Source organism: Nocardioides sp. Kera G14 (genome assembly GCF_020715565.1).
Classification (GTDB): Bacteria; Actinomycetota; Actinomycetes; order Propionibacteriales; family Nocardioidaceae; genus Nocardioides.
Genome location: NZ_CP085839.1, coordinates 1,724,933 through 1,748,515, shown reverse-complemented (window position 1 = coordinate 1,748,515; position 23,583 = coordinate 1,724,933). Strand labels below are relative to the sequence as shown.

Below are 23,583 nucleotides of genomic sequence, written 5' to 3'. Positions count from 1 at the left end.
GCCGGGGTGCATGCTGGCCTCATGACTGAGGTCGATCTGGTCGTCATCGGAACAGGCCCCGGGGGCGAGTCCCTCGCCACGAAGGCCGCCACTTCGGGTCTGAGGGTGGTCGCCGTCGAGAAGCATCTCGTCGGTGGTGAGTGTCCCTACTACGCCTGCATCCCGACCAAGGTGATGGTGCGCGGCTCGGACGCGATCGCGGAGGCGCGCCGGCTGCCGGCGATCGGCGGCGCGGCCACGGTCGAGCCCTCGTGGAGCGTCGTCGCCAGGCGGATCGCCGAGGACGCGACCGACCACTGGGACGACCGCGCCGCCGTCGAGCGGCTCGAGAAGGCCGGCGCGACCGTCCACCACGGCACCGGCCGACTGACCGGTCTCCGCCAGGTCGCCGTCACGCTCGCCGACGGGTCCGTCGTGGAGTACGACGCAGCAGTCGGTGTCGTGCTCAACATCGGCACCCGTCCCTCGCTGCCACCGGCCGAGGGCCTGGCCGACACGCCTTACTGGACCAACCGCGACATCGTGAAGGTCGACTCCGTCCCCGGCAGCCTGGTCGTGCTCGGCGGAGGTCCGATCGGCTGTGAGCTCGCCCAGGTCTTCGCCCGCTTCGGTGCCCGCGTCACCGTCCTCCAGTACGCCGACCGGCTGCTCGACCACGACGAGCCGGAGGCCTCGCAGGCACTCCATGACGCCTTCGTCCACGAGGGCATCCGCGTGTTGACCGGGACCTCGGCGACCCGCGTCGACCACACCGACGGCACCTTCACGATCACCACGGACGCGGAGGAGACCCTCACCGCCGAGAAGCTGCTGGTCGCAGCCGGTCGCACGCCCAACCTCGACGACCTCGGCCTGGAGACGGTCGGTCTCGATCCGAAGGGCGTCGAGGTCGATGAGCACCTGCGGGCCGGCGACGGGCTCTGGCTGATCGGGGACGCCGCAGGCCAGGGAGCCTTCACCCACGTCTCGATGTACCAGGCCGACGTTGCACTGCGGGACATCCTCGGCGAGCAGGGGGAGCCGGCGAGCTATCACGCCATCCCGCACGTGACCTTCACCGATCCCGAGGTCGCCGGTGTCGGACTCACCGAGGCGGCCGCCCGGGAGAAGGGCATCACCGTGAAGGTCGGCACCACGGATCTCGCCGAGTCCTCGCGCGGCTTCCTGCACGGGCCGGGTGCCGCCGGCAACGTGAAGGTCGTCGCAGATGCGGACCGGGAGATCCTCGTCGGGGCCTCCGTCACCGGCCCCGCGGCCGGCGAGATCATCGGCCTGTTGGTGCTCGCGGTCCATGCCCGGATCCCGATCGCGCAGCTGCGCTCGATGATCTACGCCTACCCGACCTTCCATCGCGCGATCGAGTCGGCACTGGTGGATCTTTCCCACTGAGCACCCGCATGGGGCCACCGGTGACGGGTACGCGACCTGTGTCAGCGAAACCCTTACGACAAAGGAGTCCCGCCATGGGTGACAAGGACAAGCTCGACAACTTCGCCGAGGAGAAGTTCGGCGAGGCGAAGGAAGCCGTCGGCAAGGCCTCGGACGACGAGGACCTGGAGGCCGAGGGCCAGACGGACCAGATGAAGGGCAGCCTCAAGCAGGCTGGCGAGAAGGTGAAGGACGCCTTCAAGTAGCAGTAGGCTGCCGCCGTACACCTTCCTTTAACCCGCGTCCTGTGAGGCGCAGAAGGAGGTCCGGCGGTGGCTACCACCCCTGACGAGCCCCGCGTGGTGCTTGACGCCGATGACGTCGCCCGCGCGTTGACCCGCATCTCCCACGAGATCCTCGAGCGCAACAAGGGCGCCGAGGGTCTCGTCCTGTTGGGACTGCATACCCGAGGCGTGCCGCTCGCACGCCGGATCGCGTCCGGGATCGAGGCCGTCGAGGGGACGCGCGTCCCGGTCGGATCGCTCGACGTGACGATGTACCGCGACGACCTCCGCGCCCATCCGACCCGCACGCCGCACAAGACCGACGTTCCCGGCTCGATCGACGGAGCGACCGTCGTCCTCGTCGACGACGTGCTCTACAGCGGCCGCACCATCCGCGCCGCCCTCGACGCGCTCTCCGATCTCGGCCGGCCCGCCGCAGTGCGTCTCGCGGTCCTCGTCGACCGCGGCCACCGCGAGCTGCCGATCCGCGCCGACCACGTCGGCAAGAACCTCCCGACCGCCCGCACCGAGCACGTCGGCGTGCGCCTGGCCGAGACCGACGGCATCGACGAGGTGGAGATCCGATGAGAAACCTGCTCTCGATCGACGACCTCACCGTCGCCGACATCCACGCCCTCTTCGAGACCGCCGGCGAGATGCACGACGTGCAGCGACGTGAGGTCAAGAAGCTCCCGGCGCTCCGTGGCCGCACGGTGATCAACCTCTTCTTCGAGGACTCCACCCGCACCCGCTCGTCCTTCGAGATCGCGGGGAAGTGGCTGTCGGCTGACGTGATCAACCTGTCGGCCAAGGGCTCCTCGACCTCCAAGGGCGAGTCGCTGCGCGACACCGTCATGACCGTCACCGCCATGGGGATCGACGGCCTCGTGATGCGGCACTCAGCCTCGGGCGCGGCGCACCAGGTGGCCGGGTGGCTGGACATCCCCGTGATCAATGCCGGTGACGGCACGCACGAGCACCCCACGCAGGCACTGCTCGACGGCTACACGCTCGCCCGCTGCTTCGGCTCGACGGACGCCCTGGCCGGCAAGCACATCGCGATCGTCGGCGACCTCACGCACTCGCGCGTCTTCCGGTCCAACGTGAAGTCGCTGACCAAGCTGGGCGCGCGGGTCACCGCCGTCGCACCGCCGACGCTGATGCCCACAGCGCCCGACCTGTGGGCGGAGGAGTTCGCGACGTCGTACTCCGTGGACGACGTGCTGCCCGAGGCCGACGCCGTGATGATGCTGCGCGTCCAGAAGGAGCGGATGAGCGGCGGCTACTTCCCCTCGGCCCGCGAGTACACCGTCGGCTACGGCCTGACCCGTTCGCGGCTCGAGGCGCTCAAGCCCGGAACGCCGATCCTGCACCCCGGCCCGATGAACCGCGGGCTCGAGATCTCGCCTGAGGCCGCCGACGCCGCGTCCTCGGCCGTGCTCGACCAGGTCTCCGCGGGCGTCGCGGTCCGCATGGCCGTGCTCTATCACCTGCTTGCCGGAGAGGACCAGAAGTGAACACGCAGTCGACCCAGAAGCTGCTGATCGAGGGTGCCGCCCTGCTCGGTGGGGACGCCGTCGACGTGTACGTCGAGGACGGGGTGATCACCGCCCTCGAGCCGTCCTCGTCGGAGTCGGGGCTCGTCCTCCTGCCCGGCCTCGTCGACCTGCACACGCACCTGCGCGAGCCCGGCCGCGAGGACGCGGAGACCGTGCTCTCGGGTTCGCGCGCTGCTGTGGCCGGTGGCTTCACCGCGGTCCTGGCCATGGCCAACACGTCGCCGGTGACCGACACGGCCGAGGCGGCCGAGCGGGTCTTCGACCTCGGTGTGGCCGCAGGACTGGTCGACGTGCAGCCGGTCGGCGCCGTGACCAAGGGGCTGGCCGGCGAGGAACTCGCCGAGATGGGCCTGATGGCGCGCTCCCGTGCCGGCGTTCGGGTCTTCTCCGACGACGGTCGCTGTGTCGGCGATGCGCGCGTGATGCGTCGTGCGCTGGAGTACGTGAAGGCCTTCGGGGGAGTCGTCTCCCAGCACAGCCAGGACCCGTCGCTCGCGCCGCACAGCGCCTGCTGCCACGAGGGCCCGGTCTCGGCACAGCTCGGGCTGCCCGGCTGGCCGGGCGTCGCCGAGGACGTCGTCGTCGCCCGCGACGTGATGCTCGCCCGCCACACCGGCTCGCGCCTGCACGTCGCGCATGTCTCCACCGCCGGCTCGGTCGAGGTGATCCGCTGGGCCAAAGCGCAGGGGATCTCGGTGACCGCGGAGGTCACGCCTCATCACCTGCTGCTGTCGACCGACCTGTTGACCAGCTATGACCCGACGTACAAGGTGAACCCGCCACTGCGTCCTGTCGAGGACATCGAGGCGGTCCGCGCGGGACTCGTCGACGGCACCATCGACGCGGTCGCCACCGACCACGCGCCACACGCTCGACACGACAAGGAGCACGCCTTCGTCGACGCGGCCTTCGGCATGCTCGGCCTGGAGACCGCACTGCCGGTCGTCTGGACGGTGCTCGGCGAGCAGCTCGGCTGGGACGGTGTCGCGCGCGTCATGTCCGCCAACCCGGCCCGCATCGCCGGTCTCTCCGGTCATGGTCACGCGATCGAGGTCGGCGCGCCGGCCAACCTCACGCTCGTCGACCCGGACGTGGAGTGGACGGTGGATCGTGACGCCTCCCTGTCCCTGAGTCGTAACAACCCGTGGCACGGCCGCAGTCTGCGATCGGCCGTCGTGTCGACGTACCTGCGTGGAAAGCAGACCTTTGCTTCCTGAGGTCATCAGCACCGACCGATTGACGCTGCCGCTGTGGGACGCCCGGGACGTCGCCGCCATCCGAGGCGAGATTCCGCGCAGCCCGCACTGGCACCCGGACTTCCCACGCCAGGACGACGCCGACGCCGCGACCATGTGGCACGAAGGCGACATGTGGGGCCCGCGCTCGATCGTCCGAGGGCAGACGGTGCTGGGCTCGATCGGGTTCTTCGGGCCGCCTACAGCGGCGGTCGACGGCGTGCAGGAGACCGAGGTCGGATTCGGCCTGGTCGAGGAGGCGCGCGGTTGGGGCTTCGCCACGGAGGCGCTGTGTGCGTGTGTCACTGCCGCCGAGGCGCAGGGTGTCCGGCTGCGGGCGTCGGTCGAGCCCACCAACAAGGAGTCTCTCCGTGTCCTCGCGAAGGCCGGTCTCACCACGCTCCGCGGCGCGAATGACGACGGCCACCTCGTCTTCGCCCGGCCTTTCCAGCAGGCGGCCCGCCGGCTGGAGTTCGCGATCCGGCCCACGACGGAGGCCGACTGGGAGCGCGTCCGCGCCTTCCGGATCGAGAACGCCGAGGAGCACCCGATCTCCTACGGCGCCACCGTCGAGGCCGTCCGCGAGTTCGACGAGGAGGCCTGGCGGATGCGCGCCCGCCGCGGCGAGCAGCCAGACTCCGTCTCGATCGTCGCCGTCGAGTCGGGCACCGGTCGCTGGATCGGCATGATGCATGGTCTGGCCGAGGACGAGGACGGTTCTACCCCCGTGCTGGCAGGCGTCTATGTCTCCAAGCTCTTCCGCGGTCGTGGGTACGGCGTCGCCGACGCCCTCCTGGCACCGGTCCTGGACTGGGCCACCGGACGCGCGTCGGAGATCCGGCTCTGGGTCTTCGAGGGCAGCCAGCCCGCGCGCCGCTTCTACGGGCGCCACGGCTTCGTCGACACCGGCCGCACCAAGCCCCTCACCCTCGACCCCTCGCTCGGGAACCTCCGTGAGATGCGCCGTCGTTTCTGACATCAGACGGGCTCCCCGCGATGGTGCTCGACCTCAGTGGCGGCGCGACCGACGCCGGTGACACACCTCCGATCGTCACGGCCCTGCTCCGTCCTCGACTACGCCTGTTGGACCACCCAATGGGACCGGCCTATTGGACCGCGAGATGCGCCGAGTCGTGGACCAATTGGCTGGTCCAACAGCGCGGTCCAACAGACGTAGTCTCTGTTCTGGTCTGATGGTCAGGTGACCGAGCTCTTCGCTGACACGCTCGCCACATGGCGCGCATACACCGAGACGCCGTGGGCCAGGATCAGGTACGCCGTCGCGGCCGACGTCCTCGCGCGACAGGCGCAGGCCCTCATGGATACGAAGGGCCGCCAGAAATTGCGCGTGCTCGACGTCGGTGGCGGTGATGGCATGGACGCCTTGCCGTTGGCGCTTGCTGGCCACGAGGTCACGATTGTCGATCCCACGGTCGCCTGGCTCGAGGAGGCAAAGGTCCGCGCCGCTTCAGCCGGGACAACGATCAGGACCGATGAAGGCGGACTCGACGACCTTCCGGAGGACCGCTTTGATCTCGTCCTCTGCCATTTCGTGCTCCGGTATCGGCCGGCAAGTGCGGGAGATCTCGCAGCCCTTGCGAAGGTCGTGGCGCCGGGCGGCCGGTTGTCGGTGATGGACGTCAATCCTGATGGCCGGGTTCTCCGGGCATTGATCAACTCGGGGCCCGAGGCGGCACTCACTGAACTGCATAGCGACATGGCAAAGGTCGTCACGTTCGACGCGGAGGTCCGAAAGGTTGGATGGGCAGCTGTGGAAGCGGCGCTGGTGGAGAACTCTCTTCGCAGCATCGGTCTCTTTGGGAATCGCATCGCCAACGACCTGGTCGTGGACGACACCGCCAAGCAGAACCCGGCGTACTTCGAACAGCTCCTTGCGCTCGAGCTGCAGCTCAGCGGCCGCGAGCCCTTCAATCGGATCGGCTTCGCCTGGCAGCTGATCGCCGAGCGGCCGGCCTGAGGTCAGGACGCAAGAGCGATCGCGAGCAGGATCACGCCGATCAGCGGGATGGCCGCCTGCTTCAGCGCCGCCGAGCGTTTATCGGGCGACGACACGAAGAGAACCGTCCCGGCGGCGACCATCGAGCCGGCTCCGGCGAAGACGAGGGCAGCGCCCGCGGCGTGCTGGTCGGCGACGTACAGCACGGTGCCGACGGCGATGAGGATCGCGAGGAAGAGGTTGTAGAAGCCTTGGTTGAACGCAAGCTCCTTCGTCGCCTCCGCCTCCTCGCGGGAGATCCCGAAGACCCCGCGCGCCGCGCCGGTCCAGGCGAACGACTCCAGCCAGAAGATGTAGACGTGGAGCAGCGCGGCGACGCCCGTGAGGACGAGCCCGGCGACGACCACGGCGTCAGCCCTCCATCTTCTTGAGGATGCGCGCGAGGGTGAGGGGAGTGCGGGAGGTCGTCTGCTTCTTGAACGTCTTGTCGAGCCACTTCATGACCTCCGGCCCGCCGGTGGAGGTGGTGTCGACCTGGTTGCACAGCGCGCCGTCGACGATGCGGTTGACCGCGACAGGGAAGTCGGCGGGCGGCTCAGGCGGCGCGGCGAGTGGTTGCTTGAAGAACGTCACGAACTGGTACGACGCCTTCCCGTGCTCCACGTCCCCGAACGGCCTCTGCTCCAGCAGGTGCGCGATCTGCTCGGCCGAGCGCACGACGGTGAGAGCGGTGAAGCCACGCAGCTCCGGCCAGGCCGCCTCGATCCGGTTGCCCAGCGCATCCACGTCCGAGTCATTGTCGGAGTCGGATTCGAAGATGACGTTGCCGCTCGAGATGACCGACTTCACACCCGTGAAGCCCAGCTCCTCGAGCACGCCGCGGAGCGACTCGTTGGACTTGCGCGGATCACCCGGACCGATGCCCCGGATGAGCGCCACGAATGCCGTCATGGCGACAACCTACTGGTAGGTTTACCGGCGACCCGACATCCTTTAATGAGCCGTCCAGAGAGGCGGAGAAGGAGGTACGGCGTGGCCTTGCGCGCCCCCGCGATCATGGTCCTTGAGGACGGTCGCACGTTCCGTGGTGAGTCATTCGGTGCCGAGGGTGAGACCTTCGGCGAAGCGGTCTTCTCGACCGGCATGACCGGATACCAGGAGACTCTCACCGACCCGTCCTACCACCGTCAGGTCGTCATCATGACGGCCCCGCACGTCGGCAACACCGGCGTCAACGACGAGGACATGGAGTCCAAGAAGATCTGGGTCGCCGGGTACGTCGTCCGCGACCCTGCCCGCGTCCCGTCGAGCTGGCGCTCGCGCCGCACGCTCGACGACGAGCTCCGTGAGCAGGGCGTCGTCGGCATCAGCGGTGTCGACACCCGGGCGCTGACCCGCCACCTGCGTGAGGCCGGTGCCATGCGCGTCGGCATCTCGACCACGACGCTCGACCCCGAGGAGCTCCTCGCCAAGGTGAAGGACGCCGCCGAGATGGCCGGCTCCGAGCTCGCCGACGAGGTCACCACGAGCGAGGCCTACGTCGTCCCGGCCCAGGGGGAGAAGCGCTTCACCGTCGCAGCCCTCGACCTCGGCATCAAGGAGATGACCCCCGAGCGGATGGCCGAGCGCGGCATCGAGGTCCACGTCCTGCCCGCCACGTCGACGATCGACGACGTTCGCGCCGTGAACCCGGACGGCCTCTTCTACTCCAACGGCCCCGGTGACCCCGCGGCCACCACGCACCAGATCGAACTGCTGCAGGAGGCCCTCGGCGAGGGCATCCCGTACTTCGGGATCTGCTTCGGCAACCAGCTCTTCGGTCGCGCCCTCGGCTTCGGCACCTACAAGCTGAAGTACGGCCACCGCGGCATCAACCAGCCCGTGCAGGACCGCACCACCGGCAAGGTCGAGGTCACGGCCCACAACCACGGCTTCGCCGTCGACGCACCGCTGGACCGCGACACCGAGACGCCGTACGGCACGGCCAGCGTCAGCCACATCAACCTCAACGACGACTGCGTCGAGGGACTCGAGCTCAAGAAGGAGGGGAAGCTCAAGGGCTTCTCCGTCCAGTACCACCCGGAGGCCGCGGCCGGCCCGCACGATGCCGCCTACCTCTTCGACCGTTTCGTGAACCTGCTGGAAGGGTCGATCTGACATGCCGAAGCGTGAAGACCTCAAGAGCGTCCTCGTCATCGGCTCCGGCCCGATCGTCATCGGCCAGGCCTGCGAGTTCGACTACTCCGGCACCCAGGCCTGCCGCATCCTCAAGGCCGAGGGCCTGCGCGTCATCCTCGTGAACTCCAACCCGGCCACGATCATGACCGACCCCGAGTTCGCCGACGCCACCTACGTCGAGCCGATCACGCCCGAGTTCGTCGAGAAGGTCATCGCCAAGGAGCGGCCCGACGCGATCCTCCCGACCCTCGGCGGCCAGACCGCGCTCAACACCGCCACGGCGCTCCACGAGAACGGCGTGCTGGAGAAGTACGGCGTCGAGATGATCGGCGCGAGCTTCGACGCGATCCACCGCGGCGAGAACCGCGAGCTCTTCAACGACATCGTCCGCAAGGTCGGTGGCGAGGTCGCCCGCTCCTTCGTCTGTCACACGATGGACGACGTCGAGAAGGCCACCGAGGAGCTCGGTTACCCCGTCGTCGTACGGCCCTCCTTCACCATGGGCGGCCTCGGCTCCGGCATCGCCTACGACGAGACCGACCTGGCCCGCATCGCCGGCGCCGGCCTGTCGGCCAGCCCTACGACCGAGGTCCTCATCGAGGAGTCGATCATCGGTTGGAAGGAGTACGAGCTGGAGGTGATGCGCGACAAGGCCGACAACGTCGTCATCATCTGCTCGATCGAGAACTTCGACCCCATGGGCGTCCACACCGGTGACTCGATCACCGTGGCGCCGGCCATGACGCTGACCGACCGCGAGTACCAGCACCTGCGCGACCTCGCGATCAACATCATCCGCGAGGTCGGCGTCGACACCGGTGGTTGCAACATCCAGTACGCCGTCAACCCGGCCGACGGTCGCGTCATCGTCATCGAGATGAACCCGCGCGTCTCGCGCTCCAGCGCCCTGGCCTCCAAGGCGACCGGTTACCCGATCGCGAAGATCGCCGCCAAGGTCGCCGTCGGCTACACCCTCGACGAGATCGCCAACGACATCACCGAGGTCACCGCGGCGAGCTTCGAGCCGACGCTCGACTACGTCGTCGTGAAGGTGCCGCGGTTCGCGTTCGAGAAGTTCCCGACCGCCGACACCACGCTGACCACGCACATGAAGTCGGTCGGCGAGGCCATGGCCATCGGCCGCAACTTCACCGAGGCCTTCAACAAGGCGCTCCGCTCGATGGAGAACAAGAACGCCCCCTTCGACTTCGCTCCGCTGGTCGAGGAGGACGAAGCCCTTCTCGAAACCAAGGAGCGTCTCCTCGAGGAGATCAAGCGCCCGCACGACGGCCGCGTGCAGAAGGTCATGCAGGCCATCCGCGCCGGAGCGACGCCCGAGGAGATCTTCGAGTCGACCCGCATCGACCCGTGGTACGTCGACCAGCTCTTCCTGATCCACGAGGTGGCCACGGCAGTCGGTGAGGCCGAGACCCTCGATGCTCAGGCATTGCGGCTTGCCAAGCGCCACGGCCTCTCCGACGCCCAGATCGCAGACATCCGCAGTCTGAGCGAGGCCGAGGTCCGCGCTGCACGGTGGGCCACAGGCGTCCGCCCGGTCTACAAGACCGTCGACACCTGCGCCGCCGAGTTCGAGGCCAAGACGCCGTACCACTACTCCTCCTACGACGAGGAGACCGAGGTCTCGCCGCGCACCAAGCCGGCCGTGCTCATCCTCGGCTCGGGCCCGAACCGCATCGGCCAGGGCATCGAGTTCGACTACTCGTGCGTCCACGCCAGCCTCGAGCTGTCCAAGGCCGGCTACGAGACGATCATGGTCAACTGCAACCCCGAGACCGTCTCCACCGACTACGACACCTCCGACCGGCTCTACTTCGAGCCGCTCACCCTCGAGGACGTCCTCGAGATCTACGAGGCGGAGAAGGCGGCCGGCCCGATCGCCGGCGTCATCGCCACGCTCGGCGGCCAGACCCCGCTCGGTCTCGCGCAGGGCCTGCAGGACGCCGGCGTTCCGATCGTCGGCACGAGCCCCGAGGCGATCGAGCTCGCCGAGGAGCGCGGTGCCTTCGGCAAGGTCCTCGCCGACGCGGGCCTGGTCTCGCCGAAGCACGGCACCGCCGTCTCCTTCGAGGACGCCCGCGACATCGCCCACGAGATCGGCTACCCGGTCCTGGTGCGCCCGTCGTACGTCCTCGGTGGCCGCGGCATGCAGATCGTCTACGCCGACGACGCGCTCGAGACCTACCTCGAGGCCGCGACCGAGCTGATCAGCGAGGACCGCCCGGTCCTCATCGACCGGTTCATCGACGACGCGGTCGAGATCGACGTGGACGCCCTGTACGACGGCACCGAGCTCTTCCTCGGCGGCGTGATGGAGCACATCGAGGAGGCCGGCATCCACTCCGGTGACTCGTCCTGCGCACTGCCGCCGATCACGCTGGGCCGCGCCGAGATCGACCGCATCCGCGTCGCGACCGAGGCGATCGCGAAGGGCGTGGGCGTGCGCGGCCTGATCAACATCCAGTTCGCGCTGGGCGCCGACGTGCTCTACGTCATCGAGGCCAACCCCCGTGCCTCACGGACGGTGCCGTTCGTCTCCAAGGCGACCGGCACCTCGCTCGCCAAGGCCGCCAGCCGGGTCATGCTCGGTGAGTCGATCGCCGACCTTCGTGCCGCCGGCCTGCTCCCCCGGGAGGGCGACGGCGGCCTGCTGCCGGCCGACGCGCCGATCGCGGTCAAGGAGGCGGTGCTCCCGTTCAACCGGTTCCGCACCAAGGAGGGCCAGTTCGTCGACACCGTCCTCGGCCCGGAGATGAAGTCCACCGGTGAGGTGATGGGCTTCGACGACGACTTCGGGCGTGCGTTCGCCAAGGCGCAGGCCGGCTCGTTCGGGCCGCTCCCGACCGAGGGCCGGGTCTTCATCTCGATCGCCAACCGGGACAAGCGGACGATGATCTTCCCCGCGCGCGTCCTGGCCGACTACGGCTTCGAACTGCTCGCGACCGAAGGCACCGCCGAGGTCCTGCGCCGCAACGGCATCCCGTCGACGATCGTGCGCAAGGCGTCCGACGGCGTCGGTCCCGACGGTGAGCGCACCATCGTCGGCATGATCCAGGACGGCGAGATCGACCTGATCGTCAACACGCCCAACGGCTCTGCCACCGGTGCCCGTCACGACGGCTACGACATCCGGGCCGCCGCCGTGCTCACCGGGACGCCGTGCATCACGACCGTCCAGGGCGCGGCCGCCGCGGTGCAGGGCATCGCCGCGCTGCGTCAGGGTGACATCGACGTGAGGTCGCTGCAGGACTGGGCCGCCGACACCAAGGCACAGTGATGGGTCGCCCCTACCGGATCCTCTTCGACCACTACCTGGTCAACCAGGACCCGGAGGAGGCGCACTACGCCGCCTTCCGTGCGATCCGGGCCGCGCGCCCCGTGCTGTCGCGAGTGCCGGCACCCGGCACGCCGGTCGAGGCGATGGGGATCACGTTCCCCAACCGCCTCGGCCTCGCGGCCGGCTTCGACAAGAACGGCGTCGGCATCGATTCCCTGGCAGGGCTGGGATTCGGGCACATCGAGATCGGCACCGTCACCGGACAGCCGCAGCCGGGCAACCCGAAGCCTCGGCTCTTCCGCCTCACCGCAGACCGCGCGGTCGTCAACCGGATGGGCTTCAACAACGACGGCGCCGAGGCCGTCGCCGCACGGCTCAAGGCCCGCCTCGACGCGCGCCCCTCCGGCGACACCGGGCCCGTGCTGGGCATCAACATCGGCAAGACGAAGCTCGTGCCGGAGAACGACCAGCGAGCCGTCGAGGACGACTACGCCCTGTCGACGCGGCTGCTGTCGCCGTACGCCGACTACCTGGTCGTCAACGTGAGCTCACCCAACACGCCCGGACTTCGGAGCCTGCAGGCGATCGACAAGCTGCAGCCGCTGCTCGAGCACGTGCGCCGCACGGCCGACCAGGCGACCGACCGACGCGTTCCCCTGCTGGTCAAGATCGCTCCGGATCTGGCCGACGACGACGTGCGTGACGTCGCGGACATGGCGGTGACGATCGGCCTCGACGGAATCATCGCCACCAACACCACGATCAGCCGCGACGGCCTGCGCTCGCACCCGAGCCAGCTCGAGGAGGTCGGCGCCGGCGGCCTGTCGGGTCGCCCGCTCAAGGAGCGCAGCCTCGAGGTGCTCTCGCTGCTCAGGAACCGGGTGGGCACAGCCCTCACGCTCATCGGCGTCGGGGGCGTCACCACCGCCGCCGACGCACAGGCGAAGCTCGACGGGGGTGCCACGCTCGTCCAGGGGTACACCGCCTTCATCTACGAGGGTCCGCTCTGGCCCCGCACCGTCGCGAAGGGACTGCGCTGATGGGTCTGTCGTTCGGAGCCCGGCTCCACGCCGCGATCGAGCAGCGCGGGCCGCTGTGTGCCGGCATCGACCCGCACGCGAGCCTGCTGGCCGAGTGGGAGCTGCCCGACACCGTCGAGGGGCTGGAGCGGTTCGCGCTGACGGCCGTCGAGGGCCTCGCTCCGCACGTCAGCGTGATCAAGCCGCAGAGCGCCTTCTACGAGCGCTTCGGCTCGCGCGGCATCGCCGTCCTCGAGCGCGTCATCGCCGAGTCGCGGTCGGCCGGCGCCCTCGTCCTCCTTGACGTCAAGCGTGGCGACATCGGCTCCACGTCGCAGGCGTACGCCGACGCCTACCTCGATCCCGCCAGCCCGCTCGCCTCCGACGCCATCACCCTGAGCCCCTACCTCGGGTTCGGCTCCCTCGACCCGTTCGTCGACACGGCGCGCCGGTTCGACGCCGGCCTCTTCGTCCTCGGGCTGACCTCCAACAAGGAGGGCCCGGAGGTCCAGCGCTCGACGACCGACACGGGGGAGTCCGTGGCAGCGCGGATCTTCGGCCACCTTGCCGCGCTCAACGCGGGCGAGACGCCCTTGGGGTCGTTCGGCGCCGTGGTCGGCGCGACCGTGGGGGACGCGGGCACGGACCTCGACTTCAACGGCCCGATCCTCGCGCCCGGCTTCGGCGAGCAGGGCGGCACCGTGGCGGACATCCGCCGGATCTTCGGCGACCTGACGGTCCTTCCGAGCTCGTCGCGCGGCCTGCTACGCGAGGGGCCCGCCGCAACACGTCTCGCCGAGGCGGCACGACGCACCAATGAGGCGCTGACGGCATGATCCGCGCGGCCTCCGGTGCGCTGAGCCTCGTCCTCCTGGCCGCAGGAGCGGTCAGCGCCGGCTGCGGCGACCAGGTGTCGGCGTACTGCAAGGAGGTGAGCAGCCGCCAGAAGCATCTCAGTGGCGTCGTCGACAGTGGCGACAAGGACGCGCTCATCGAGGCGCTGCCCGACCTGCGTGCCCTGCAGGGCAAGGCACCGACGGACATCACGCCCGACTGGGACACGGTGATCAAGGCCGTGGGCACACTCGAGCGGGCCGTCGAGGAGAAGGACGAGGCGAAGATCAAGGCCGCCGCGACCGCACTCCAGTCGGAGAAGGTGACCACGGCGCTGGCCAACGTCCAGCAGGAGGTCCGCGACGTGTGCCACACCCCCCTCACGCTCTAGGGTGGCGCCGTGGCTCTACCCCCGTTGACCCCCGAACAGCGTCAGGCGGCTCTCGCGAAGGCCGCGGCCTCGCGCCGTGAGCGCGCCGAGATCAAGAACCGGCTCAAGAACTCGGGCGCCTCGATCATCTCCGTGATCGAGCAGGGCCAGGGTGACGACGAGCTCGGCCGCGTGATCGGCAAGATGAAGGTCCTCGACCTGCTCCAGGCGATGCCGGGTGTCGGCAAGGTCCGTGCCAAGGCGCTGATGGAGCGCCTCGAGATCGCGGAGAGCCGCCGCGTCCGCGGCCTCGGCGTCAACCAGATCGCCGCACTCACGCGTGAGTTCGGAGCGCGTGGTTGAGCGTGGCTGAGCAGTCCCGCCTCGTCGTTCTCGCCGGGCCGACCGCGGTCGGCAAGGGGACCGTCGCCGCCGCCATCCGCGACGAGCACCCCGACGTCTGGTACTCCGTCTCCGCCACGACCCGCCCGCCACGCCCGGGGGAGGTCGACGGCGTCCACTACCACTTCGTCTCCGACGAGGAGTTCGACCGGATGGTCGCCGAGGGCGAGCTGCTCGAGTGGGCGACGGTCCACAGGGTCGCCCGGTACGGCACGCCGCGCAAACCCGTCGAGGCTGCGCTCGCAGCCGGACGTCCGGCGCTGCTCGAGATCGACCTGCAGGGCGCTCGTCAGGTGCGCGAGACCCTGAACCGTGACGGAGGCCCCGAGGCGCTCTTCGTCTTCCTCGCCCCGCCGTCGTGGGAGGAGCTGGTGCGTCGGCTCGTCGGCCGCGGCACTGAGAGCGAGGAGGAGCGCGAGCGTCGCCTCGAGACCGCGCGAGTCGAGCTCGCCGCGGAGGCGGAGTTCGACGTGACCATCGTCAACCGTGAAGTTCACGATGCTGCCGCGCAGTTGGTAGCCTTGATGACTGCACCATCCACCGACAGTGAGGCGTGAGCCACGTGGCTTCTCCCGAGATCGACGCGCAGGGCGTGACGAATCCGTCCATCGACGACCTGCTGAGCAAGACCGACAGCAAGTACCGCCTGGTCCTCTACGGAGCCAAGCGCGCCCGTCAGATCAACGCCTACTACTCCCAGCTCGGCGAGGGCCTGCTCGAGTACGTCGGCCCGCTGGTCGAGACGCACGTGCAGGAGAAGCCGCTGTCGATCGCGCTCCGCGAGATCAACGACGACCTCCTGACCTGCGAAGAGGTGGACCCGGCCGAGCTGGCCGCCGAGGAGGCTGCCGCCAAGGCCGCCACCACCGCGGACCCGTTCGCCGCCGCAGAGTGAGCATCCGCTGACGACAACGTCACTCACAGAAGCCGCGCCCAAGGCGCGGCTTTCTGTGGTTCTAGGGGTGACGGGCGGGATCGCCGCCTACAAGGCCGCCGACCTGCTGCGCAAACTCACCGAGTCGGGCCTCGACGTCACCGTCGTGCCGACCCGTGAGGCCCTTCGATTCGTCGGCGCGCCGACGTGGGAGGCGCTCTCCGGGAAGCCGGTGAGCACCGAGGTCTTCGAGAACATCACCGATGTTCCGCACGTCCGGATCGGCCAGACCGCCGACCTCGTCGTCGTCGCCCCTGCCACGGCCAACACGATGGCGCGTGCTGCCCATGGCATGGCCGACGACCTGCTCACCAACGTGCTGCTCACCGCCCGCTGTCCGGTGGTCTTCGCCCCGGCGATGCACACCGAGATGTGGGAGCACGCGGCGACGCAGGCCAACGTCGCGACACTGCGTGAGCGCGGTGCGCTGGTCATCGAGCCGGCCGAGGGACGTCTCACCGGTAAGGACACCGGCAAGGGTCGCCTGCCCGAGCCGGCGGAGATCGCGGAGCTCTGCGCGGAGATCCTCGCCCGCGGGCGGGCCGAGCTCGACCTCACCGGGCGCCATGTCGTCGTCAGTGCCGGCGGCACCCGGGAGTATCTCGACCCGGTCCGGTTCCTCGGCAACCGTTCCAGCGGCCTGCAGGGCTACGCGCTCGCCCGGGCCGCAGCAGCCCGCGGCGCCAGCGTCACGCTCGTCGCCGCCAACGTGACCCTGTCCGACCCGGCCGGCGTCAAGGTCGTCCGCGTGGAGTCCACGAGCGAGCTCCGCGACGCCGTGCTCGCCGAGTCCCGGGCGGCGGACGCGATCGTCATGGCTGCCGCGCCGGCGGACTTCCGACCGACCTCCTTCAGCGACTCGAAGATCAAGAAGGCCGGCGACGGCTCCGCTCCGTCGATCGAGCTGGAGCAGAACCCCGACATCCTTGCCACGATCAGCCACGAGCGGTCCCACCCGGGCCAGATCGTGGTCGGTTTCGCAGCCGAGACGGGTGACGCCACGGGCTCGGTCCTCGAGCTGGGCCGCGCCAAGCTCGCCCGCAAGGGGTGCGACCTCCTGGTCGTCAACGACGTCAGCGGCGGCAAGGTCTTCGGACACGCCGACAACGAAGCTGTCATCCTGTCCGCAGACGGGTCGTCGGTCGACGTACCCAGCGGATCCAAGGCTGTTTTGAGCCACGTCATTTGGGACCAGGTGACTGGACTATTCTCAGCCCAGCCCACTACAGATCTTCAGGAGTAAAAACGTGACTGGACGCCTGTTCACCTCCGAGTCGGTGACTGAGGGTCACCCGGACAAGATCGCTGACCAGATCAGCGACACCGTCCTCGACTACCTGCTCGAGCACGACCCCAAGAGCCGTGTCGCGGTCGAGACGCTCCTGACCACCGGCCTCGTGGTCGTGGCCGGCGAGGTCACCACCAAGGCGTACGCGCCGGTCGCGCAGCTCGTGCGCCAGAAGATCCTCGAGATCGGCTACGACTCCTCCACCAAGGGCTTCGACGGCAACTCGTGTGGCGTCCAGGTCGCGATCGGTGCCCAGTCGCCCGACATCGCGCAGGGCGTCGACACCGCCGAGGACGTCCGCCTCGGCGGCTCCTCGGACGAGCTCGACAAGCAGGGCGCCGGCGACCAGGGGCTGATGTTCGGCTACGCCTGCGACGACACGCCGGAGCTCTTCCCCCTCCCGATCAAGATCGCCCAGACCCTCGCGGAGAAGCTCACCGAGGTCCGCAAGGACGGCACGCTCGCGTACCTCCGTCCCGACGGCAAGACCCAGGTCACCATCGAGTACGACGACGACAACCGCGCCGTCCGCGTCGACACCGTGGTGCTGTCGACGCAGCACTCCGAGGACGTCACGCAGGAGCAGCTGAAGGCGGACATCCAGGCAAAGGTCATCGAGCCCGTCCTCGAGCAGTTCAAGACGAGCGTCCCGTTCGACGGCTACAAGCTGCACATCAACCCCACCGGCAAGTTCGTCGTCGGTGGCCCGATGGGTGACGCCGGCCTGACCGGCCGCAAGATCATCGTCGACACCTACGGCGGCATGGCCCGTCACGGTGGTGGTGCCTTCTCCGGCAAGGACCCGTCGAAGGTCGACCGCTCGGCCGCCTACGCCATGCGCTGGGTCGCCAAGAACATCGTCGCCGCGGGCCTCGCCCGCCGCGCCGAGGTCCAGGTCGCCTACGCCATCGGTGTCGCCAAGCCCGTCGGTGTCTTCGTCGAGACGTTCGGCACCGAGACCGTCCCGGTTGAGAAGATCCAGGCCGCGGTGCTCGAGGTCTTCGACCTGCGTCCCGGCGCGATCCTGCGCGACCTCGACCTGCTGCGTCCGATCTACGCGAAGACGGCCGCCTACGGCCACTTCGGTCGCGAGCTCCCCGAGTTCACGTGGGAGAAGACCGACCGTGCCGACGCCCTGAAGGCCGCCGCCGGCGTCTGACATGACCAGCTCCAACGAGCCCGGGGAGCTGGAACTCCCCGGGCTCGTTCGCGATCGGGCCAAGGAGGGCGCGCGCAAGGCGCAGGCCACGCGGGCCCGCAAGCAGGCCGAGGCGGAGATCTCTCCGATCCTGCCGGTCGCGCACGTCCTGCTCGACCTGCCGGGTGCACATCTCGACCGGGTCTTCGACTACGCCGTGCCCGTGTCGATGGCGGAGGCGGCCGAGCCCGGCGTACGGGTCAAGGCGAAGTTCGGCACCCAGGACGCCGACGGTTTCCTGATCGCCCGCAGCGACCGCTCCGAGCACACCGAGGCCGGCGGCCGGCTCGCACCGCTGCGTCGCGTCGTCGGGACAGAGCCCGTCCTGACCGAGGAGATCGCCGCCCTCGCCGCGGCCGTCGCCGAGCACTACGCCGGCACCCGTTCCGACGTGCTGCGACTGGCCATCCCGCCACGGCATGCCGCGACCGAGCGTCTCGTCTCCCGGCCCACCGCTCCGCCGGTGGTCGACCCGCAGGCCGCCCTGGCGGCGTGGGCCGGGCATGAGCCGGCAGGGGCCTTCCTCAGGCACCTGGCCACCGGGGGCGGACCCCGTGCGGTCTGGCACGCCGCGCCGGGCACCGACTGGGCGACGCTGATCGCACATGCCGTCGCTGCCGCGCTCTCGGCCGGGCGTGGTGCCGTCGTGTGCGTGCCGGAGCACAAGGACATCGCCGGACTCTCGGCTGCGCTCGACGCGGTGCTGGGGGAGGGTCAGCACGTCGTGCTCACCGCGGACCAGGGCCCGGCCCCTCGCTACAGCGCCTTCCTCGCCCTGCGCCGCGGCGCGGTGAAGGTGGCGATCGGCACACGCGCCGCGATCTGGGCGCCGGTCGCCGACCTCGGGATCATCGCCGTCTGGGACGAGGGAGACGAGCTGCTGTCCGAGCCGCGGTCGCCGTACCCCCAGGTGCGGGAGGTCGCCCGACTCCGCGCCGAGCTGGCCGGCGCCGGCTTCCTCGTCGGTGGCTTCGCGCGCTCGGCAGAGGCCCAGGCGCTGGTGCAGTCCGGCTGGGCCCACGACATCGCGCCGACCCGCGCCCTGTCGCGGAGCCGCCTCACCGTCTCGGTGCCCGGCGCGAGCGACATCTCGCTCGACCGTGATCCGCTGGCGCGCGCGACCCGCCTGCCCACGGAGGCGCACGACCTCATCCGCAGCGCCGCCGAGACTGGGCCCGTCCTCGTCCAGGTCCCACGACGTGGCTATGCCGCAGCACTCGCCTGCGACAGCTGCCGTACGCCGGCGCGCTGCTCGGTCTGCACCGGACCGCTCCACCAGTCTGCGCCCGCGACTCCTCCCGCCTGCCGGTGGTGCGGCACCGTGGTCGACGCCTGGCAGTGCGCCCACTGCGGCGGCCATGGGCTGCGCGCCCCCGTCGTCGGTGACGCGCGGACCGCTGAAGAGCTCGGGCGGTCCTTCCCGGGTCTGCGGGTCGTTTCGTCGAGCGGTGAGCGGATCCTGCCGACCGTCTCCCGGGGGCGCACGATCGTGGTGGCCACGCCGGGAGCGGAGCCTGCCGCCGAGGGCGGCTACGCCGCCGTCGTCCTGCTCGACACCTGGCTCGCGCTGGGCTGGCCGGGGCTGCGCGCGGATGAGGACGTCCTCCGGCGCTACTCCAACGCCCTCGGCCTCGCCGGGCCGGGCGGCCGTGGCATGGTCATCGGTGATCCGGCCCATCCCGTCGTCCAGGCGCTCGTCCGGTGGGACCAGTCCGGCTACGTCGCCCGGGAGATGGCCGAGCGGGCCAGCGCTCATCTGCCGCCGGCCGCGAGGCTGGCCACGATCACCGGCGACGCGGGCGCCGTCGACGACGCGCTCACGATCCTCGCGCTCCCTCCGGCGGGCGAAGTGCTGGGGCCGGTGCCGGACGGGGAGCAGTGGCGTGCCGTCGTACGCACGCCGGTGGCCGAGGGGGCGGCACTCGCTGTTGCGCTGGCCGAACTCGCCCGCGTGCGGGCGGCCCGCCGGCTCGACCCCGTCCGAATTCAGCTCGACCCGCCCAGCATCTAACCTCTCCTGTATGGCAGTTCAGCCCATCCGCCTCTTCGGCGACCCCGTCCTGCGCCGTCGCGCGACCGAGGTCGTCGACTTCGACCGCGAGCTCCGCACGCTGGTCCAGGACCTCACCGACACCATGCTCGACGCCCCGGGTGCCGGCCTCGCCGCCCCGCAGATCGGCGTCGGCCTGCGCGTCTTCACCTGGTACGTCGACGGCGAGGTCGGCCACCTGATCAACCCCGAGCTCACGCTCTCCGAGGAGATCCAGGAGGGGGACGAGGGCTGTCTCTCGCTGCCGGGACTGACCTATGACTGCCGACGCGCGCTCTACGTGGCAGCGAAGGGCTTCAACATGCACGGGGAGCCGGTCGTCATCGAGGGCTCTGAGCTGCTGGCCCGCGCGATCCAGCACGAGACCGATCACCTCGACGGGATCCTCTTCATCGACAAGCTGGACGACGCCTCCCGCAAGGCCGCGATGAAGCAGATCCGCGAGTCCGAGTGGTTCGGCCTCGAGCAGCCGACGATCAAGGTGAGCCCGCACGCCACCAACGGCTTCGGCTTCTGACCTGATGCGAGTCGTCTTCGCCGGCACGCCCGAGGTGGCGCTGCCCTCGCTCGACGCGATCCACGCGTCGCCGCACGAGGTCGTCGCGGTGGTCACGCGTCCCGACGCACCCGCCGGTCGCGGCCGTCGCCTCGTCGCCTCACCGGTCGCTCAGCGTGCCGAGGAGCTGGGCATCCCGGTGCTCAAGCCGTCGCATCCGCGCGATCCGGACTTCCAGGAGACCCTCCGCGGACTGGAGCCGGACACCTGCCCCGTCGTCGCCTATGGAGCGCTTCTTCCCCAGTCGGCACTGGACATTCCGACCCACGGCTGGATCAACCTGCACTTCTCGCTGCTGCCCGCCTGGCGCGGCGCTGCACCGGTCCAGCACTCGGTGTGGGCGGGCGACGAGTTCACCGGCGCGACGACGTTCCGGATCGTGCCCGAGCTCGATGCCGGCCCCACCTTCGGTGTCATGACCGAGCGGATCCGGCCGACCGACACTTCCGGCGACCTCCTGGACCGCCTCGCCCAAGGCGGCGCGTCGCTCCTGGTCGCCACGCTCGACGGCATCGAGCTCGGCCAGATCGAGGCCCGGCCGCAGCCGCTCGACGGCGTCACGCTCGCGCCGAAGATCTCGGTCGACGACGCCCGCATCGTCTGGTCCGAGCCCGCGGTCGGCGTCGACCGTCGCATCCGCGCCTGTACGCCGGCGCCCGGCGCCTGGACGTCCCTGCCCGGTCTGGGCGAGGAGGGGTCGCGGGTGAAGCTCGGCCCGGTCACCGTGACCTCCGAGTCGCTTCCGGCGGGGCACGTCGAGATCTCGAAGAACGAGGTCCTCGTCGGCACCGCCTCGACGGCCGTCCGGCTGGGCCTGGTCAAGGCCTTCGGGAAGAAGGAGACGCCGGCGGCCGACTGGGCACGGGGATTGAGGGTCGAGGGCGACCTTGTCGCGGAATGACCGCCGGGTCGACCCCGCTCGCCTGGCCGCCTTCGAGGTCCTGAAGGCGGTCCGCGTCGACGACGCCTACGCCAATCTCGTGCTGCCGCACGCCCTTGCCACGCATGGGCTCTCCGGCCGCGACGCCGCCTTCGCCACCGAGCTCGCCTCCGGGACCCTGCGCCAGCAGGGCACGTACGACGCCGTCCTGGCCGCCTGCATCGACCGACCGCTCAGCAAGGTCGAGGCCAAGGTGCGCGACGCGCTGCGACTCGGCTGCCACCAGCTGCTCTCGATGCGGGTGCCCGACCATGCGGCGATCAACTCCACGGTCGAGCTCGTGAAGTCCAAGGTCGGCCCCGGCGCCGCCTCCTTCACCAACGCCGTGCTCCGCAAGGTGGCCACCCGCTCGCTGGAGGAGTGGGTCGACGAACTCGCGCCCGCTCCTGGGGTCGCCCGCGACGCCCTCGAGTTCTCCCATCCCGCCTGGATCGTCGACCTGCTCGCTGCGTCCCTCCGAGTGGGCCCTCCGTCACCACCGAATGGGGCCGAACTCCGCCGCCTTCTCGCGGCCGACAACGCCGCCCCGCGAGTCACCCTCGTCGCCCGCCCCGGCCGCGCGACTGTCGCGGAGCTTGTCGACCTTGGCGCCGAGCCGACGATGCTGTCCCCCTACGGCGCAATGGCCCCGGCAGGCAGCCTCGCCGACCTCGCGCCGGTCCGCGAACGCCGCGCCGGCGTGCAGGACGAGGGTTCGCAGCTCGTCGCCCTCGCCGCGGCGGATGCCCCGGTCGACGGCCCCGACGAGCGCTGGCTCGACCTCTGCGCCGGCCCTGGCGGGAAGTCGGCCCTTCTCGCCGCGCTCGCCGCGCAGCGCGGAGCCACGCTCCTCGCCAACGAGGCACAGTTCCACCGCGCTCGGCTCGTCGCCCAGAACCTCACCGGCGCCGAAGGTGTCGCAGGGGTGGTCACGGGTGACGGCGCCCGGCCTCCGTACCGCAGTGGTTCGTTCGACCGTGTCCTCGTCGACGCTCCCTGCTCGGGTCTCGGTGCTCTGCGGCGTCGCCCGGAGTCGCGGTGGCGACGTACGGCCACGGACATCGACGAGCTCGTGCCCCTCCAGGTGGCGCTGCTCTCCTCGGCCCTCGACCTCGTCCGGCCGGGAGGAGCGGTCCTCTACGCGACCTGCAGCCCGGTGCTCGCGGAGACGTCCGAGGTCGTCGACGCAGTCTTCGCCGCCCGCACCGATGTCACCCTCGAGCCGCTCGGCGGCCTCGTCGGCGACATCGCCGAGAGCGCCGGCCCTGTGGACGGCACCGTCCAGCTCTGGCCGCATCGCCATCAGACCGACGCCATGTTCATGGCGCTGTTACGTCGTCTCCCTACGATGAGCTCATGACCTCGCGACCTGTCCGCATCGGTGTCCAGCTCCAGCCGCAGCACAGCGACTACGGGCCCTACCGCGACGCGGTGGCGCGGGCCGAGGAGCTCGGCGTCGACGTCATCTTCAACTGGGACCACTTCTACCCGCTGTACGGCGAGCCCGAGGGCAAGCACTTCGAGGCGTGGACGACGCTGGCCGCATGGGCGGAGCAGACCGAGCGTGCTGAGATCGGCTGCCTCGTGACCTGCAACTCCTACCGCAACCCGGAGCTGCTCGCCGACATGGCCCGCACCGTCGACCACATCAGCGGCGGGCGGCTCATCTTCGGCATCGGGTCGGGTTGGTTCGAGAAGGACTACGACGAGTACGGCTACGAGTTCGGCACCGCCGGCGGTCGCCTCGACGCCCTCGGTGAGGCGCTCCCGCGGATCGAGTCCCGGTGGGCCACGCTCAACCCCGCCCCCACGCGCGACATCCCGGTCCTCATCGGCGGCGGAGGCGAGAAGAAGACGCTCAAGTACGTCGCCGCGCACGCCGACATCTGGCACACCTTCGTCACGGGCGACGATCTCAGGCACAAGCTCGGCGTGCTCGGCGGTCACTGCGAGGCCATCGGCCGCGACGTCGACGAGATCGAGGTCTCCGTCGGGATCCAGGGCGGCGACCTCGAGACCGCGCGCTCGTCGTACGACCTCGGCGCCCGCCTCTTCACGTACGGCGTCGGCGGCCCTGACTTCGACCTCGAGCCGCTCCGTGCGCTGCTCGCCTGGCGTGACGAGCTCAACGGCTGAT

Annotated in this window: 24 protein-coding genes; 22 read left to right on the top strand and 2 right to left on the bottom strand. The window is 70.1% G+C overall.

Translation table 11 applies throughout. The features are described from left to right. Window positions 1-21 precede the first annotated feature (21 nt). The 7 genes from LH076_RS08630 to LH076_RS08600 all read left to right on the top strand — a co-directional run bounded on the left by LH076_RS08630 (window position 22) and on the right by LH076_RS08600 (window position 6,424). Window positions 22-1,389: a dihydrolipoyl dehydrogenase family protein gene (locus LH076_RS08630; RefSeq protein WP_227780288.1), complete on the top strand. Its 1,368-nt coding sequence runs from the start codon at window positions 22-24 to the stop codon at window positions 1,387-1,389. A 74-nt stretch (window positions 1,390-1,463) separates the two neighbouring features. Beyond that, entirely contained in the window at window positions 1,464-1,634 is a 171-nt protein-coding gene (locus LH076_RS08625; protein ID WP_227780287.1) for a CsbD family protein, read from the top strand. 66 nt (window positions 1,635-1,700) lie between these two features. Then, a complete protein-coding gene (gene pyrR, locus LH076_RS08620; protein WP_227780286.1) occupies window positions 1,701-2,240 on the top strand; it encodes a bifunctional pyr operon transcriptional regulator/uracil phosphoribosyltransferase PyrR in 540 nt (179 codons plus the stop codon). After that, window positions 2,237-3,169, top strand: coding sequence for an aspartate carbamoyltransferase catalytic subunit (locus LH076_RS08615; RefSeq protein WP_227780285.1), 933 nt, complete (start codon window positions 2,237-2,239; stop codon window positions 3,167-3,169). Before pyrR ends, LH076_RS08615 begins: the two co-directional genes overlap by 4 nt. Then, the gene (locus tag LH076_RS08610; protein ID WP_227780284.1) at window positions 3,166-4,428 is read left to right on the top strand and encodes a dihydroorotase; all 1,263 of its coding nucleotides are present in this window, start codon (window positions 3,166-3,168) and stop codon (window positions 4,426-4,428) included. Before LH076_RS08615 ends, LH076_RS08610 begins: the two co-directional genes overlap by 4 nt. Further along, entirely contained in the window at window positions 4,418-5,422 is a 1,005-nt protein-coding gene (locus LH076_RS08605; RefSeq protein WP_227780283.1) for a GNAT family N-acetyltransferase, read from the top strand. The genes LH076_RS08610 and LH076_RS08605 overlap by 11 nt, the downstream gene beginning before the upstream one ends. Window positions 5,423-5,647: 225 nt before the next feature. After that, window positions 5,648-6,424, top strand: a complete 777-nt coding sequence (locus LH076_RS08600) for a class I SAM-dependent methyltransferase (protein WP_227780282.1) — start codon at window positions 5,648-5,650, stop codon at window positions 6,422-6,424. A gap of 2 nt (window positions 6,425-6,426) precedes the next feature. Here LH076_RS08600 and LH076_RS08595 read toward each other — a convergent pair whose 3' ends face one another. Both LH076_RS08595 and LH076_RS08590 read right to left on the bottom strand, forming a co-directional pair. Beyond that, on the bottom strand, window positions 6,427-6,810 hold the full coding sequence (locus tag LH076_RS08595) for a DUF1304 domain-containing protein (protein WP_227780281.1): 384 nt from the start codon (window positions 6,808-6,810) through the stop codon (window positions 6,427-6,429). A gap of 4 nt (window positions 6,811-6,814) precedes the next feature. After that, complete coding sequence (locus LH076_RS08590; protein ID WP_227780280.1) at window positions 6,815-7,354, bottom strand: DUF1697 domain-containing protein; 540 nt, start codon at window positions 7,352-7,354, stop codon at window positions 6,815-6,817. 45 nt (window positions 7,355-7,399) lie between these two features. On the opposite strand from LH076_RS08590, the gene carA reads away from it, so the two are divergent. From carA to LH076_RS08515, 15 genes are read left to right on the top strand one after another with little or no spacing between them, the layout of a single operon-like run. Then, window positions 7,400-8,560 carry a glutamine-hydrolyzing carbamoyl-phosphate synthase small subunit gene (gene carA / locus LH076_RS08585; RefSeq protein ID WP_415753122.1) on the top strand — a complete coding sequence of 387 codons (1,161 nt, stop codon included), beginning with the start codon at window positions 7,400-7,402 and terminating at the stop codon, window positions 8,558-8,560. A 1-nt stretch (window position 8,561) separates the two neighbouring features. After that, window positions 8,562-11,876 carry a carbamoyl-phosphate synthase large subunit gene (gene carB / locus LH076_RS08580; RefSeq protein ID WP_227780279.1) on the top strand — a complete coding sequence of 1,105 codons (3,315 nt, stop codon included), beginning with the start codon at window positions 8,562-8,564 and terminating at the stop codon, window positions 11,874-11,876. Further along, complete coding sequence (locus LH076_RS08575) at window positions 11,876-12,916, top strand: quinone-dependent dihydroorotate dehydrogenase (protein WP_227780278.1); 1,041 nt, start codon at window positions 11,876-11,878, stop codon at window positions 12,914-12,916. Before carB ends, LH076_RS08575 begins: the two co-directional genes overlap by 1 nt. Next, window positions 12,916-13,731, top strand: a complete 816-nt coding sequence (gene pyrF, locus LH076_RS08570; RefSeq protein WP_227780277.1) for an orotidine-5'-phosphate decarboxylase — start codon at window positions 12,916-12,918, stop codon at window positions 13,729-13,731. Before LH076_RS08575 ends, pyrF begins: the two co-directional genes overlap by 1 nt. After that, window positions 13,728-14,120, top strand: coding sequence for a hypothetical protein (locus LH076_RS08565; protein ID WP_227783554.1), 393 nt, complete (start codon window positions 13,728-13,730; stop codon window positions 14,118-14,120). The genes pyrF and LH076_RS08565 overlap by 4 nt, the downstream gene beginning before the upstream one ends. Before the next feature lie 9 nt (window positions 14,121-14,129). Beyond that, complete coding sequence (gene mihF, locus LH076_RS08560) at window positions 14,130-14,462, top strand: integration host factor, actinobacterial type (protein ID WP_227783553.1); 333 nt, start codon at window positions 14,130-14,132, stop codon at window positions 14,460-14,462. A 2-nt stretch (window positions 14,463-14,464) separates the two neighbouring features. Continuing rightward, entirely contained in the window at window positions 14,465-15,058 is a 594-nt protein-coding gene (gene gmk, locus LH076_RS08555) for a guanylate kinase (RefSeq protein WP_227783552.1), read from the top strand. Between the two features lie 5 nt (window positions 15,059-15,063). Continuing rightward, window positions 15,064-15,396, top strand: a complete 333-nt coding sequence (gene rpoZ, locus LH076_RS08550) for a DNA-directed RNA polymerase subunit omega (protein ID WP_321573739.1) — start codon at window positions 15,064-15,066, stop codon at window positions 15,394-15,396. 55 nt (window positions 15,397-15,451) lie between these two features. Beyond that, a complete protein-coding gene (gene coaBC, locus LH076_RS08545) occupies window positions 15,452-16,678 on the top strand; it encodes a bifunctional phosphopantothenoylcysteine decarboxylase/phosphopantothenate--cysteine ligase CoaBC (protein WP_227783551.1) in 1,227 nt (408 codons plus the stop codon). A 4-nt stretch (window positions 16,679-16,682) separates the two neighbouring features. Continuing rightward, window positions 16,683-17,882 (top strand): methionine adenosyltransferase, encoded by a 1,200-nt coding sequence (metK, locus tag LH076_RS08540; protein WP_227783550.1) that lies wholly within the window; start codon window positions 16,683-16,685, stop codon window positions 17,880-17,882. Window position 17,883: 1 nt separating this feature from the next. After that, entirely contained in the window at window positions 17,884-19,932 is a 2,049-nt protein-coding gene (locus tag LH076_RS08535) for a primosomal protein N' (RefSeq protein ID WP_227783549.1), read from the top strand. 10 nt (window positions 19,933-19,942) lie between these two features. After that, entirely contained in the window at window positions 19,943-20,488 is a 546-nt protein-coding gene (gene def, locus LH076_RS08530) for a peptide deformylase (RefSeq protein WP_227783548.1), read from the top strand. A gap of 4 nt (window positions 20,489-20,492) precedes the next feature. After that, window positions 20,493-21,428, top strand: coding sequence for a methionyl-tRNA formyltransferase (gene fmt, locus LH076_RS08525; protein ID WP_227783547.1), 936 nt, complete (start codon window positions 20,493-20,495; stop codon window positions 21,426-21,428). Further along, the gene (locus tag LH076_RS08520) at window positions 21,415-22,806 is read left to right on the top strand and encodes an RsmB/NOP family class I SAM-dependent RNA methyltransferase (RefSeq protein ID WP_227783546.1); all 1,392 of its coding nucleotides are present in this window, start codon (window positions 21,415-21,417) and stop codon (window positions 22,804-22,806) included. The genes fmt and LH076_RS08520 overlap by 14 nt, the downstream gene beginning before the upstream one ends. Next, window positions 22,803-23,582, top strand: a complete 780-nt coding sequence (locus LH076_RS08515) for an LLM class F420-dependent oxidoreductase (protein WP_227783545.1) — start codon at window positions 22,803-22,805, stop codon at window positions 23,580-23,582. The genes LH076_RS08520 and LH076_RS08515 overlap by 4 nt, the downstream gene beginning before the upstream one ends. Window position 23,583 lies beyond the last annotated feature (1 nt).